Below are 13,734 nucleotides of genomic sequence, written 5' to 3'. Positions count from 1 at the left end.
ATCAGAAAAAGTGAGTGCTTTTTTCACTAAAAACATTCCTTCTATCACGATATTTTATATAATCAAGATGCCATTACTGGAGGATAAATATGGATATTAAAATCAAAAAAATTAGTTTTTTTCTATTCTTTATATTTATTTCAAGTATTTTAGGAGGATGTACTATAGATCAAAAAAATACTGAACAACAAATAGTTAATAAAGCAACAGAAACTACCATTCAGTATTTCAAAAAAACAGAAGGCTTAGATGTAACAATTGCTGATCAAGAATTTGGATCAAAAGACTTTCAAACTATCTCTATATCAGGCTATGTGACTAATGATAAAACGAAAGAATTTACCGCTTCAGTTGAATACGCAAATAATTATCATATAGGCGCTATTTCAACTACCAAAAATTTAGAGCTTAAAAACTAATAATCGGGGCACTTTAGAGTGCCTTTTCTTTATGCTTCACCACACAATGTTCAGTGAATATAAAATTTATTGCAGAGGAATATAACGCACTATTAACGGAGTGATTATTCGTGAAAAAATATAGTATAAGGTTATTCATTATTTTTACACTTATCCTTTTAGGAGGATGTACTATAGATCAAAAGAATGAGGAACAACAAATAGTTAATAAGGCAACAGAAACTACAATCCAATATTTTAAAGAAAAAGAAAATTTAGAATTGACTATTACGAATCATCGATTTCCTTCTAATGACATCGAAACTATTTTTATAACTGGTCATATCAAAGATGATACAAATAAGAAATTTACTACTTCAATTGATTATAAAGATGATTATAATATCGGTTCTATCTCTACCACTAATTTCAGCCTAAAACACTGAATAGACAATCTGAAATTTTCCTTTTAAACATTAATCATTAGAGCAAAAAGACATCCTAAATGTGTGATTAGGATGTCTTTTTTATAAAACAAATCAATTCCTATTTAGATAAACGAAAAAAGGTTTCATCTGTAATTTTATTATTTTCTTTCAAAATATTCCCTCCTTGTAAAAAATGTTATATCCTAATAACTAGGATAACATCATTGGAGGGAGAAAATGGTTATTAAATTCAAAAAAATTAGTTTTTATTTCCTTTTAATCTTTGTATTTACTACTTTAGGAGGGTGTACTGTGGATAATAAAAAAGAAGAGCAACTAATAATAGATAAGGCTACAGAAGCAACTATTAAATATTTTAAAGAAAAAGAAAATCTAGACGTAGTGATTACTAAACATAAATTTGCCCCGAAGGACTTTCAAAGTGTTTGGATTTCAGGGCATGTGAAAGATGATAAAAATAAAAAATTCTCAGCAGATGTTGAATACGCTAATGATTATCACATCGGTTCCATTTCCACATCTGAAGGTTTTGATTTAAACTACTAAATCTAATAGTTTCACTTCAACATAACTATTTAAGTTTGCTTCTTTCATTCAGGAGTGTCCCTTATAAGAAAGAAAAACTAAAAAACACCTGCTACCAGAAAAAGTGAGTGCTTTTTTCACTAAAAACATTCCTTCTATCACGATATTTTATATAATCAAGATGTCATTATTGGAGCACAAATATGGATATTAAAATTGAAAAATTTAGTTTTCATTTATTATTTATACTTATTTTAGGTACTTTAGGGGGATGTACTATGGATCAAAAAAATACTGAACAACCAATAGTTGAAAAAGCAAATGAAACAACCATTAAATATTTTAAGGAAAAAGAAAATCTAGATGTAGTAATTACTGGATATGAATTTGCTCCGAGTGATTTTCAAACTGTTTTTATAAAAGGACATGTTAAAGACGATAAAACTCAAGCATTTACATTGCATGTCGAATATGGAGATAGTGATTATAGAGTCACTTCTAGAACATATTCTGAAAGTCTAGAATGAAAAAACTAGGTCATTAGATACTCACTAGAGGCTCTTTTTAGTTACCATCATACAGCAATGTCATTTCATTATTTAACTTCAGTCCATTTAAAATTAAATTCTCCCCCAAAATCATTCGTCACAAGCACTTTAATAGACAATTGTTATAAGTATGAGCGTCCCGTTTGATAGAAAGGAGCTACTGCACCATCTTCTAACAAGATTTTTTCCTTTTGTATCATCGCTTCCCAACATGCTTTTTCATCACCACGATAAGCAAACCTTGACAGCTAATAATAACTAGAATCTAAAACTTTATCATTTTCCTTCAAAACATCCCACTCCCAGATAATTTAATATATTCTAAATATAGAATAACATTAATGGAGGGGTTTTGATTGAAAAAAAATGGTATAAGATTATTCATTATCCTTACACTTATCCTTTTAGGAGGATGCAGTATGAATAATAAAACAAATGAAGAAAAAGAAATAGTAGCAAAGGCAGAAGAGGTAACCATTAAATATTTTAAAGAAAGAGAGGAGCTAGATGTAGTAATTACAGGACATGAGTTCTCCCCCAATGATTTTCAAACTGTATTTATAGATGGACACGTTAAAGGAGATAAAAGCAAAACGTTTGGGGTAGGTGTAGAATATGGGGGTGGAGAGTATAATATAAGTTCTAGATCATACTCTAAAAATCTAAAATTAAAAGAATAATCATTAGACACTCACTAGAGTGTCTTTTTTACGTAAAATATTTTAGCATATGAATTTTTTTCTTAACAAAATGATTTGTATCTGTTTTTAAATCCTTCATACCTTCCCCTGGCTTCACCGGAATGCCTAAAGAGTTTTTCTCTATAATTTTATCCCCTTCTGTTCCTCGGAAAGATACCATAACTTGCTTTTTCCCATCAACATCTCGTTCAAAGACTACTGCGTCTATTCCGGTTTGTTTGTCGTGGAATGTTCCTCCCTTTTCCTATGCTTGTAAACTTCGACCTTCTTTATTGGTAATAACAACTTCTTCTTCAATATCTTTATCAGATTTATACGTTGTGTCTGCTAATTGATAGAAAGTAGAATCTAAAATTTCATTTTTGTTACTCAAAACATTTTTCTCCTACAACATTTGATATATTCTTATAATTAAGATAACATTCATGGAGGATAAATATGGATATTAAAATCAAAAAAATTAGTTTTTTTCTATTCTTTATATTTATTTCAAGTATTTTAGGGGGATGTACTATAGATCAAAAAAATACTGAACAACAAATAGTTGAACAGGCAGAAGAAAGAACAATCCAATACTTCAAAGAAAAACAAGACTTAGATGTAGTAATCACTGATTATAGATTTGGTCCAAGTGATTTACAAGGTATCTTTATCTCCGGCTATATAAAAAATGATGAAAGCAAAACATTTAATATTACAATAGAATACGGTGGAGATGAATATACAATAGGTTCTATCTCTACAAGTGAAAATTTACATTTAAAATAATAAAGAAAAGGCACTCTTTTAAAGTGCCTTTTCTTTATACCTCGCCCCACAATGTTCTGTCGATATAAAATTTAGTAAAGAGAAATATAACGCAACATTTATGGAGTGATTATTCATGAAAAAATACGGTATAAGATTATTCTTTATCTTTACATTTATCCTTTTAGGAGGATGTACGATAGATCAAAAGAATGAGGAACAACAAATTGTTAATAAAGCAACAGAAGAAACCATTCAGTATTTCAAAGAAAAAGAGAATTTAGAAGTGACTATTACGAATCATCGATTTCCTTCTAATGATATCGAAACTATTTTTATAACTGGTCATATCAAAGATGATACAAATAAAAAATTTACTACTTCAATTGATTATAAGGATGATTATAATATCGGTTCTATCTCTACTACTAATTTCAGCCTAAAACGCTAAAAAGACAATCTGAATTATACCTTCTTCTTTTCAAGCATTAATCATTAAAACAAAAAAGCATCCTAAATCACAAATTTAGGATGCTTTCTTTTTAATCCTTATTCAACAATCGCATACGATAGCAATTCATCGTTACTTCTCCGAGTCTTTGCAATAATTGATAGTTCGCATATGCGCCGACCGGGGCACCGATTATGGGTACGAGCTGAAGCATTTTCGCTAAATCGATATAGTCTCGGTACTCTGTTTGGAACTTTTCCCAGTCCATATGATTTTCTTCTTCTGTATCCCATGTTTCGATTGCTTTCCATATTTCTTTTCGGTGGTCGTCACTTGAAAAGGCAAGTTGGAAAACGTGAAGGATAAAAAGGCGCTCTTCTTTATCGCTCGTATCAAATCCGTACAATGTTGCTGCATCGAATAAAAATTTAATTTTAATGCCGAGTAAAAGCGGAAAGTCAGCAAGGCCAAGGAGAATACCGCCTGCTCCCGTCCCCGCTCCTTCTGCCGCTGCTATTTTTTTATACTCATCCATTTTTTTACGTACTTCATCATCTCGTCTTTGCAACGACCAGTTCGTCTCTTTTAATTTCGGCTTTATAAAGTTTGATCCGGCACTAATTGTTTGCACCATCATCCGAATCGTTTCTGTTAATACTTTTTGCACTTTCGCCGGAATAAGCTGTTGTACTTTCGTCTGCACTTTCTTTGAGAACCGTGTCATCATAGAAGAATCTTTCATGAATGTAGCTTTCCACTGCTCCAGTTCTTTTATAACCTTTTCTTCATATGTAATCATAGGTTCCTTCCCTTCAATTTAAACGCTCAATACGTTTTGCCCCGTATTGATAAACGAAACCGATACTAAATACTATGCTTACGACTAGTAAAATTCCCGTCATCATGAAATCTTTCGTAGCAAGTGCAAATATGATTGTAAATATAACGCTACCTGTAATAAGAATTGCATTTAATAAAGTAAGAAAATCTTTTTTCTTCTCTTCTCCGCCTACTGGGTACAAATCAAGCCAAATTTTCATGCGGTGATGTTTCCATAAAGTTAATAGCTGATAACCGATTAAGTATAAGAAAATAAGGCTTACAATAAATCGTCCATATAAAAACGGAATGAAGTAAAGAATAACTCCGCCAAGAGCGAGCAGGCGTACATATAAGCCGAAATAGTTACCAGATCTTAAGAACGTTCTCGTATATAAGTATAAATAGGTACGCTTTTCACCAATCATCGAAAGAATGAAATCAAGCCATTTTCTGCGTGCTACTCTCTCTTTTAATGCTGGTACATCAACGAACATATTCGCGATGCGGTATAGCAGCATCATCTTCTTACCTTCTTCAGAAATTAAATACTCCCAGTTTAGTGGTTTCCCCTTCACCATTTGATGCAGAATAGCAAGGTATAACACCATCAGAAGGACGATTCCGCCAATAAACATAATGGAAGTACGTTCTACAAGGAAGTAAACAAATAATCCGTTTAAAATAAAACGAATGAACCAATCGACTCTTTGTATATTTTGATCTGTTAAAAATGACTTTTCCCACGCTACGAATAAGTTCCACGCTTTTACAATGACAAACGCAAGTACAATCCATATGTAAGCCGCTCCTGTTTGCTTCATTTGCTGGAAGTATAACGGGGCAAGCGCTGCCGCTACGATTGCGATTATATATAACTGAATCATAAACGTAAAAAGAAATGCCTTTGTGAAGTACGGTTTTAACTTTTCTTCAACTGGCAGTAAGTAAACGAGATCCGCTTCTTTTAACAACGTTTGAATGGATCCGGTCGTTAATACGAGTCCAAGTAACACTGCCATAACGAGCCCAGTTGGAAACAAAGGTGTTAACGTTTGTAACCATTGCTGGTAATAATACGCTCCTGCGCCGATGATGAATACGAAAATAAATTTTAAATGATCATTAAATACGTATTTACTATATGTACGAACTTCTTGTAGAAAGTGACGAAATCGTTCTTTCCATAATGCTGCGCTATTCATAATCTTCTTCCTTCGTTAATGCAATATAAATATCATCTAACGTTGCACCTGGCATATGAAACTGTGATTGCAGCTCAGATAATGTTCCCTTCGCTCTTACTTCGCCTTGATGCAGAATAATGAACGAATCACAATAACGCTCTGCCGTCGCTAAAATATGTGTACTCATTAAAATACCTGCACCGCTCTTTTTCATTTGATCCATCATTTGAAGGAGTGATTGGATTGCTAACGGATCAAGCCCAACAAACGGTTCGTCCACAATATAAAGAGATGGCTCCACTAAAAACGCACTCATAATCATTACTTTTTGTTTCATCCCTTTTGAGAAATGAGACGGAAACCATTTCAAACGATTTTTCATACGAAATTCTTGTAATAATTGTCCTACACGTTCTTCATATTGTTTTTCATCGACACCGTAAGCCATCGCTGTTAACTTCAAATGTTCTTCTAGCGTTAGCTCATCATATAATACCGGTGTTTCTGGGATGAACGAAAAACTAGAACGGTACGCTGTCATATCATCACGAATTGTTTTCCCATTAATTGTGACAGTTCCTTTTTTCGGTTCCATTAAACCAATAATATGTTTAATCGTCGTACTTTTACCAGCTCCATTTAAACCGATTAAGCCGACAAGTTCGCCTTTATTCACAGAGAACGAAACATCTTTTAATACAGGTCGTTTCGTATATCCTCCTGTAACATTTTCTACACGCAATAACTCGCTCATACGACACCACTTTCTTCATTTATATTCGTTCTATATTCATCTTACCAAAAATTACGCTGCACTACATAGTATCGATGCATTCAAAAAAAATTTAAATTTGTTCGCATATATTTTTACGAAAGCGGACATCATAATTAAGGAAGAAGGAACACATTGAAAAAGCGACCACCAATTGATGAGTACAACAACATAGTGAAGTCATCATGAAATGGGGTGTCCATGTTGGACAAAGAAATTTACACATAACCAGATTATTTGTTTCATTTTCGAAACGGGGTGTCTCTGAAAGAGCATATACTGTTTTAAAAAATAAACAATTTCATTTTATAAAAGATTGCAATTCATTTCACTTGAAAATGGGGTGTCTACGGCAGAAACTTTAGCCGATTTACCGTGCATTTCTTAAAATAAATGAGGTGTCTGCGAAACGTAAATTACGATAATGCTTTTTTCAATCCCTCTTCAGAAAACAGGAAGCTGAGTCAGCTTCCTGTTTTTCGTGTTTGTTCTCTTATGTAATTATGGTAAAATACGGCTAAGGATATTTGAAAGGATGAGATCAATGAATCATACAGCAGATAATTGTATTTTTTGCAAAATCATTGACGGGCAAATCCCTTGCTCAAAAGTATACGAAGATGAACATGTGCTTGCATTTTTAGATATTAGTCAAGTAACAAAAGGACATACTCTTGTTATTCCGAAAGTTCACAAACAAGACATTTTTGCGTTAACGCCAGAAATCGCATCACATATTTTTTCTGTCGTTCCAAAAATCGCAAATGCGATTAAAGCAGAGTTTAATCCAGTTGGCTTTAACCTACTTAACAACAACGGTGAAAAAGCTGGACAAACTGTGTTCCACTTCCACCTTCATTTAATTCCACGCTACGGTGAAAACGATGGTTTCGGTGCTGTTTGGAAATCACATCAGAATGAATACACTATGGAAAATTTACAAAACATCGCAAGTACAATTGCAAATAGCGTGAAATAGTGACACTATAATAAGTAGTCATACATAACAAGCCACTTTCCTAAAGTGATTAAATATGGCACGGCTTGTTTCTCCACTTAAGATGCCAGGGACTGCACATTTTCCTTTCCCTCGTCTTAAAGATATGCATATTTTTTCACATCATGAATACGAACAAAAAATAAGGAGGTCTCCTTTTATGTCAAAAGCTAAATCCTTTATTACAGGTGTCATTTGCGGCGGAGCAGTTGCTGGACTAACTGTTCTTTTCTCAACTCCTTCTTCTGGCAAAGACATGCGCGGTAAGTTAAAAGAAAAAGGAAATGATATTAAAAAGACTTTAGCTGATATTACAGCTGATACAAAATTATTAAAACGTCAAATCGTTGAAACTGCTTCAGAAGGTAAAGAAGTGTTCCAAGAATTAAAAGACGACATGCACGATACACTTTCTAACTGGAAGCAAGATATTTCTCAAAACAAACGACATATTGAGCAAGAGATTTTGGACATTCAAAAATCAATTGAGAAACTACAAAAAGCTGTTCCGGAAAAAGCGTAAACAAATTCCTGCTTAGTTTTTTGCATATAACAAATATTTTTTATATAAATTGACCTTAACACGGCATATCACACAAGTATGCCGTGTTTTTATGCATTTACAATATATGTTATCACTTAACATGTATGGACAACACATGTATTCACGACTCATAAAACGCTTCCATAGTTATGCATGATTTGTATAGAATGTCATTTTTCCAAAAAATTTTCACAATTCTCACAAAAAGACTTTATTAATTTTTATTTTACTGGCATAATAGATAGTAATGAAAAAGAATGTTAAAGTGGGTGAGTATATGAAAAGTGGAGAAAAAGATTACTCGGTAAAAGAAGCGATGATTTTCAGCCAACGCATTGCTCAATTATCGAAAGCGTTATGGAAATGTGTAGAAAAAGATTGGCAGATGTGGATTAAGCCTTACGATTTAAACATTAATGAGCATCATATTTTAACAATCGCTTATCATTTAAAAGGGGCTTCTATTTCTGAGATTGCTAAGTTTGGAGTTATGCACGTATCAACGGCGTTTAACTTCTCAAAAAAGCTGGAAGAACGCGGGTATCTTGTATTCTCTAAAAAAGAAGATGACAAACGAAATACGTACATTGAAATTACAGACAAAGGGGAAGAATTACTACTTCGCTTAATGGAGGAGTATGATCCTGAAAATAATTCAGTGTTTAATGGGGCTCTTGCACTTCGTAATTTTTATGGGAAGTTCCCAGAAAATATCGAACTGATTGCTATCTTGCGCAACATTTACGGACAAGACTTCATCGATATTTTTGAGAAATCATTAGAAGATATTGAAGAGAACTTTACAGAATCCGATCAGAAGTTAGTTAAGAAGTAATCTATTTACTTTTTCGCAATCATGCTTAAGAATTCATTCATAAGCGGTTTGAATAAACCTTGTTTTGCTAGCGCTTCCGCAGTTTCGTGTACTTCGAGCTGATGTGGAAGCGCTTTTTCAAATTGATCTAACAGCGCATCGAACAAAAGAAGTCCTTCTGCTTTCTCCACTACATATTGTTCGTTCAGTATTTCACAAAGATTTAGTATACGTTCAATATCTTTTTTACGAGCTTTTTTCTTTATGATCAAAGAATAAAATGGACACTTTTCTTCATCAATCATTTTAAATAGTAGGTCTACGTAGTATTCAGCTTGTTCTAATCTTCTAACAACGTCCATTTTCTCCCTCACTTTCTAACACAAAGTCTTCTATTTCTGAATTTTATAACACGAACAAAATATCGTATGATACAATATATAAAGTATATGTATTTTAGCCAAAAGGAGGTCTCGCCTCATGACACTTATAACAGTTGTTTTTGTCGCATTCGCACTTCTTGTTATATTTTACACGAATTTCATGACACATACACTGTGTGAACGAAAACAAATATCTGCGAGCCGCCAACCCGGTGTCTTTCGGGTTATTAATGTATGTATAACAATTTTATTAATTTCTAGTTATATAGAAATTATATTTCATGGAAAGTGAGGAAGGAAAGCCCCTTCCTCACTTTTTTCCTCTATAAGCAAATTATACCTACTATAACCAATAAAATAAACAGTACAAGTAATAAAATAAGTTGAGAATTCATCCCCATCCCCTCCTCTATTCTGTATATGCGGCATACGCCCAATATGGTACACCTTCAAAATCTGACACGTACTGGTTAATTTTTCTTTATCAATATGAAAACACGTCGAAATATGATATATTAAATTTTGTACATATTGCTTATACTATGAAATACATGACACGCATCTTAACTTTATCCTAAAGCCTCGGTAAGCCCTGTTAAGCGAGCTTTACCAACAAAAAAAGCAAAAGTATCAGTGAGACTTAATCGGGCTCTAATGAACTAAAATTCATTGGTATAGGATAAATTAAAAATACATAATAGTAGGAGTGTTTATCGAATGAAGAAAGCTATGCTTGCCTTAGCCGCAACAAGTGTAATCGCATTATCAGCATGTGGAACATCATCATCAGACAAAATCGTTACATCTAAAGCTGGTGACATTACAAAAGAAGAATTCTACGAGCAAATGAAGACACAAGCTGGTAAACAAGTACTAAACAACATGGTTATGGAAAAAGTACTTATTAAAAACTACAAAGTTGAAGACAAAGAAGTAGACAAAAAGTTCGATGAAATGAAAAAACAATACGGTGATCAATTCGATACACTATTAAAACAACAAGGTATTAAAGAAGAAACGTTAAAAACTGGTGTACGTGCTCAATTAGCGCAAGAAAAAGCTATTGAGAAAACAATCACTGATAAAGAATTAAAAGATAACTACAAGCCTGAAATTAAAGCAAGCCACATTCTTGTAAAAGATGAAGCAACTGCGAAAAAGGTTAAAGAAGAACTTGGACAAGGTAAATCTTTCGAAGAGTTAGCAAAACAATACTCTGAAGATACTGGTTCAAAAGAAAAAGGTGGAGACTTAGGATTCTTCGGACCTGGCAAAATGGTTAAAGAATTCGAAGAGGCTGCTTATAAACTGAAAAAAGATGAAGTAAGCGAACCTGTGAAATCACAATTCGGTTACCACATCATTAAAGTAACAGACATTAAAGAGCCAGAAAAATCATTCGAACAATCTAAAGCTGACATCAAAAAAGAAATCGTTCAAAAGAAAGCACAAGATGGCGCATTCATGAACGATCTTATGATGAAAGAAATCAAAAAAGCTGACGTAAAAGTTGACGATAAAGATTTGAAAGATCTTTTCGAAGAGAAGAAAACTGACGCTAAAAAAGAAGAAAAGAAATAATGAAATAAAAAGCTTGGGCTTAGGCCCGAGCTTTTTTTATCCCCTCTTCTCTCGGTAGTTATATCTAGATTCGGTAAATGAAATTATATAGTTGGTCCTCTGAATGAATTATATCAGCGATTTTTTAAATATATCGACCACAACTCCAATTATATCGGCGATTTTCATAATATATCGACTTACCGACAGAAACTGACAATAACTGCGAACCCCTCTTAAAACACAAAAAAACCTTGATCCACGCCACACGGAACCAAGGTTTATCTTATTATCATTGATTAAATTCAAAAACTATGTTAAATTAGTACAGAAACACGTTTCACTAAATATAAAGAACGTATTTATCCGTATCTTAATTTTACACCAAAACACATCTTCAGTCAACCTCTATTTTTCACTTTTAAAGGAGTGCTTACCGTATGAACAAAAAACTTGATTTAGAGCAAAAAAGATTGGATACCGTAATCGAAACGATTACGCAGCAAATTGATAAACTGGAAAACGAAACTGGCAGACGCCGGGCAGAAGTAATCCATATTCGTAAACACTTTTGGGATGACGTGAAAGTGAATACTGATACTTTTGATGATTATCTTGAAACAGTTATCAACTTAAGACAACAAGCTCAGTCACTAGCTGTCACACAAATTACCCATAAGCACACCTTTAATCGACTTGCCGCACTAAAACGCATGCATAAAGCACCTTATTTCGGACGAATTGATTTCAAAGAAGAAGGAGAATCTGCTGCGGAACAAATTTATATTGGCGTTGCTACACTTACGGATGCTAGCGGAGAAAACTTTCTTATATATGACTGGCGCGCACCTATTTCGAGTGTATACTACGATTATCCACCAGGACCAGCTGAATATAGTACACCAGGAGGCGTAATCCACGGTAACGTGGAGAAAAAATTACAATACATTATTCAAAATGGCGAGATTGATTCTATGTTCGATACGAGCCTTACAATTGGCGATGAGATCTTGCAACAAGCGCTCGGAAAAGGTACAAACAAACATATGCAAAGTATCGTCGCTACGATTCAGCGCGAACAAAATGAAATTATTCGTCACGATGAAGGCCGACTCCTTATCGTGCAAGGAGCTGCTGGTAGTGGTAAAACGTCAGCTGCCCTGCAACGAATCGCCTACTTACTATATAAATATCGCGAATGGCTAAAAGCAGATCAAATTATTCTCTTCTCCCCTAACTCTATGTTCAATAGCTACGTATCTAACGTACTACCTGAACTCGGCGAAGAAAATATGCAGCAAGTGACATTCCAAGAATATTTAAATCATAGACTAAGTAAGTCATTTGACGTGGAAGATCCATACGAGCAATTAGAATATATGCTCACTGAAACAAATAGCCCTATCTATAAAACAAGAAATGCAAGCATTCGCTTTAAAGCATCTACTCAATTTTTCGAAATGATTCGAGCGTACAGACAATCTCTTGAATCATCAGGCATGCTATTTAGAGGAATGAAATTTAGAGGAAAGCTAATTGTCTCTGCGAAAGAAATTACAGAGCAATTTTATAATACTGACTCCTCCCTCCGCTTCCATAATCGAATTGAAAAGTTAACGGATTGGCTAAATAAACAAATAGATGAAATTGAAAAAACAGAACTGAAAAAGCCTTGGGTAGAAGAGGAAATTGAATTACTTAGTAAAGATGAATATCAAAAGGCTTATAAATATTTACAGAAAAAAGGTGAGTTCGACGACAACTCCTTTAACGATTTTGAGAAAGAAGCGAAAGTACTTGGACGTATGATTGTCCGTAAAAAATTGAAACCACTTCGCAAAGGTGTTCAAACATTGCGCTTTATCAATTTCACAGGCATATATAAACAGCTATTCACAGATGCATCATGGGTTACGGGAGAAAAACCGAAAGACTGGGATGACATTTGTTCTTTAACGGTGAACATGCTCGATGAAGGAAAATTATATTACGAGGATGCAACTCCATTTTTACTTTTAAAAGAGTTAATTGAAGGCTTCCAAACGAACCGATCAATTAAACACGTACTCGTAGACGAAGCGCAAGATTATTCACCGTTTCAGTTCGAGTTTTTAAAACGTCTCTTCCCTGCTGCGAGAATGACGGTACTCGGAGACTTTAACCAAGCGATATTTGCCCATGCGAGTGAAACAGTGAATTTCGATACACTTACGAATTTATACGGGCCAGACGAAACAAACGGCATTAACTTAACTCGTAGCTATCGCTCAACAAAACCAATTATTGAGTTCACACGTGCTCTCGTACCGGAAGGCAAGAACATTCACGCCTTTGAACGTGACGGCGAGAAACCTACAGTAACGAAAGTATCAAATGAGAGCGAACTGCACGAACGTATTACTGCCAAAATTGCTGAACTGCAAAAAGAGCAGCACAATACAATCGCAATTATATGTAAATCCGCAGCTGAAAGTGCCGCTGCATACGAAGCGCTTAGTCATATCGAGAATATTAAACTCGTTAAGAGTAACTCAGCTGAGTATGAGCAAGGCATCGTTGTGATCCCTGCTTACTTAGCGAAGGGTATCGAATTTGACGCTGTTATTATTTACGATGCTTCTAAAGATGTGTACAGTGATGAGAGCGTACGTAGATTGTTCTATACTGCTTGTACGCGCGCGATGCATGAACTACAACTTTATAGCGTTGGCGAGGTTAGTCCTTTTATTCTTGAGGCTGATTCGGAGAGTTTTGAGCTTATTACAACACCTTGATAACAATCAAGGTGTTTTCTTTTTTATGCAGGACTTACACCTTTAAAGTAGAATATATCAGTTTA

Annotated in this window: 18 protein-coding genes and 2 pseudogenes; 13 read left to right on the top strand and 7 right to left on the bottom strand. The window is 34.1% G+C overall.

The annotated features are described in order from the left end of the window. Nucleotides 1-89: 89 nt before the first annotated feature. From BGI23_RS05405 to BGI23_RS05390, 4 genes are all read left to right on the top strand, one after another. On the top strand, nt 90-419 hold the full coding sequence (locus BGI23_RS05405; RefSeq protein WP_070805425.1) for a DUF1433 domain-containing protein: 330 nt from the start codon (nt 90-92) through the stop codon (nt 417-419). 110 nt (nt 420-529) lie between these two features. Next, nucleotides 530-844: a DUF1433 domain-containing protein gene (locus tag BGI23_RS05400; protein WP_070805424.1), complete on the top strand. Its 315-nt coding sequence runs from the start codon at nt 530-532 to the stop codon at nt 842-844. 219 nt (nt 845-1,063) lie between these two features. Next, the gene (locus BGI23_RS05395) at nt 1,064-1,393 is read left to right on the top strand and encodes a DUF1433 domain-containing protein (RefSeq protein ID WP_070805423.1); all 330 of its coding nucleotides are present in this window, start codon (nt 1,064-1,066) and stop codon (nt 1,391-1,393) included. A gap of 182 nt (nt 1,394-1,575) precedes the next feature. Continuing rightward, nucleotides 1,576-1,899 carry a hypothetical protein gene (locus BGI23_RS05390; protein ID WP_014481601.1) on the top strand — a complete coding sequence of 108 codons (324 nt, stop codon included), beginning with the start codon at nt 1,576-1,578 and terminating at the stop codon, nt 1,897-1,899. Between the two features lie 68 nt (nt 1,900-1,967). On the opposite strand, the pseudogene BGI23_RS28310 reads toward BGI23_RS05390, so the two are convergent. Then, a pseudogene (locus BGI23_RS28310) lies at nt 1,968-2,147 on the bottom strand (peptide ABC transporter substrate-binding protein); the annotation flags it as partial. Between the two features lie 129 nt (nt 2,148-2,276). Between BGI23_RS28310 and BGI23_RS05385 the strand changes: the two are divergent. After that, nucleotides 2,277-2,600, top strand: coding sequence for a hypothetical protein (locus BGI23_RS05385; RefSeq protein WP_071729444.1), 324 nt, complete (start codon nt 2,277-2,279; stop codon nt 2,598-2,600). A 55-nt stretch (nt 2,601-2,655) separates the two neighbouring features. On the opposite strand, the pseudogene BGI23_RS28935 reads toward BGI23_RS05385, so the two are convergent. Together BGI23_RS28935 and BGI23_RS28930 are read right to left on the bottom strand one after the other, a co-directional pair. After that, nucleotides 2,656-2,856, bottom strand: a pseudogene (locus BGI23_RS28935) (lipase family protein); the annotation flags it as partial. A 9-nt stretch (nt 2,857-2,865) separates the two neighbouring features. Next, a complete protein-coding gene (locus BGI23_RS28930; protein WP_000066505.1) occupies nt 2,866-2,994 on the bottom strand; it encodes a hypothetical protein in 129 nt (42 codons plus the stop codon). Nucleotides 2,995-3,059: 65 nt separating this feature from the next. Here BGI23_RS28930 and BGI23_RS05380 point away from each other — a divergent pair, with 65 nt between their 5' ends. Together BGI23_RS05380 and BGI23_RS05375 are read left to right on the top strand one after the other, a co-directional pair. Next, nucleotides 3,060-3,389 carry a hypothetical protein gene (locus BGI23_RS05380; protein ID WP_070805422.1) on the top strand — a complete coding sequence of 110 codons (330 nt, stop codon included), beginning with the start codon at nt 3,060-3,062 and terminating at the stop codon, nt 3,387-3,389. Nucleotides 3,390-3,504: 115 nt separating this feature from the next. Further along, the gene (locus BGI23_RS05375) at nt 3,505-3,819 is read left to right on the top strand and encodes a hypothetical protein (protein WP_029437758.1); all 315 of its coding nucleotides are present in this window, start codon (nt 3,505-3,507) and stop codon (nt 3,817-3,819) included. A gap of 91 nt (nt 3,820-3,910) precedes the next feature. Here the strand turns inward: BGI23_RS05375 and ecsC are convergent, their stop codons facing one another. The 3 genes from ecsC to ecsA are packed head-to-tail and all read right to left on the bottom strand — an operon-like array spanning nt 3,911 to nt 6,579. Then, nucleotides 3,911-4,618 (bottom strand): ecs operon protein EcsC, encoded by a 708-nt coding sequence (gene ecsC / locus BGI23_RS05370; RefSeq protein ID WP_000634125.1) that lies wholly within the window; start codon nt 4,616-4,618, stop codon nt 3,911-3,913. A 13-nt stretch (nt 4,619-4,631) separates the two neighbouring features. Beyond that, entirely contained in the window at nt 4,632-5,843 is a 1,212-nt protein-coding gene (gene ecsB / locus BGI23_RS05365; RefSeq protein WP_070805421.1) for an ABC transporter permease EcsB, read from the bottom strand. Beyond that, nucleotides 5,836-6,579 (bottom strand): ABC transporter ATP-binding protein EcsA, encoded by a 744-nt coding sequence (gene ecsA, locus BGI23_RS05360; RefSeq protein WP_001292602.1) that lies wholly within the window; start codon nt 6,577-6,579, stop codon nt 5,836-5,838. Before ecsA ends, ecsB begins: the two co-directional genes overlap by 8 nt. A gap of 562 nt (nt 6,580-7,141) precedes the next feature. Between ecsA and BGI23_RS05355 the strand changes: the two genes are divergently transcribed. From BGI23_RS05355 to BGI23_RS05345, 3 genes are all read left to right on the top strand, one after another. Next, the gene (locus tag BGI23_RS05355; protein ID WP_001016840.1) at nt 7,142-7,576 is read left to right on the top strand and encodes an HIT family protein; all 435 of its coding nucleotides are present in this window, start codon (nt 7,142-7,144) and stop codon (nt 7,574-7,576) included. Nucleotides 7,577-7,754: 178 nt separating this feature from the next. Continuing rightward, nucleotides 7,755-8,117, top strand: coding sequence for a YtxH domain-containing protein (locus BGI23_RS05350; RefSeq protein ID WP_070805420.1), 363 nt, complete (start codon nt 7,755-7,757; stop codon nt 8,115-8,117). Nucleotides 8,118-8,415: 298 nt separating this feature from the next. Further along, a complete protein-coding gene (locus BGI23_RS05345) occupies nt 8,416-8,973 on the top strand; it encodes an HTH-type transcriptional regulator Hpr (protein ID WP_000834918.1) in 558 nt (185 codons plus the stop codon). Between the two features lie 5 nt (nt 8,974-8,978). Here BGI23_RS05345 and BGI23_RS05340 read toward each other — a convergent pair whose 3' ends face one another. After that, nucleotides 8,979-9,314, bottom strand: coding sequence for a DUF1878 family protein (locus BGI23_RS05340; RefSeq protein WP_000383651.1), 336 nt, complete (start codon nt 9,312-9,314; stop codon nt 8,979-8,981). Nucleotides 9,315-9,432: 118 nt separating this feature from the next. Between BGI23_RS05340 and BGI23_RS05335 the strand changes: the two genes are divergently transcribed. The 3 genes from BGI23_RS05335 to helD all read left to right on the top strand — a co-directional run bounded on the left by BGI23_RS05335 (nt 9,433) and on the right by helD (nt 13,669). Beyond that, nucleotides 9,433-9,627 (top strand): hypothetical protein, encoded by a 195-nt coding sequence (locus tag BGI23_RS05335; RefSeq protein ID WP_000172692.1) that lies wholly within the window; start codon nt 9,433-9,435, stop codon nt 9,625-9,627. 425 nt (nt 9,628-10,052) lie between these two features. Further along, nucleotides 10,053-10,916 carry a peptidylprolyl isomerase PrsA gene (gene prsA, locus BGI23_RS05325; protein ID WP_000710070.1) on the top strand — a complete coding sequence of 288 codons (864 nt, stop codon included), beginning with the start codon at nt 10,053-10,055 and terminating at the stop codon, nt 10,914-10,916. A 419-nt stretch (nt 10,917-11,335) separates the two neighbouring features. Continuing rightward, nucleotides 11,336-13,669: an RNA polymerase recycling motor HelD gene (gene helD, locus BGI23_RS05320; protein WP_070805418.1), complete on the top strand. Its 2,334-nt coding sequence runs from the start codon at nt 11,336-11,338 to the stop codon at nt 13,667-13,669. The last annotated feature ends 65 nt before the right edge of the window (nt 13,670-13,734 follow it).

The organism is Bacillus sp. ABP14, from assembly GCF_001831375.1.
In the GTDB taxonomy this organism is placed as follows: domain Bacteria; phylum Bacillota; class Bacilli; order Bacillales; family Bacillaceae_G; genus Bacillus_A; species Bacillus_A paranthracis.
Note: the sequence above shows the minus strand (reverse complement) of the source record. Positions and strands in the feature narration are given on the sequence as shown.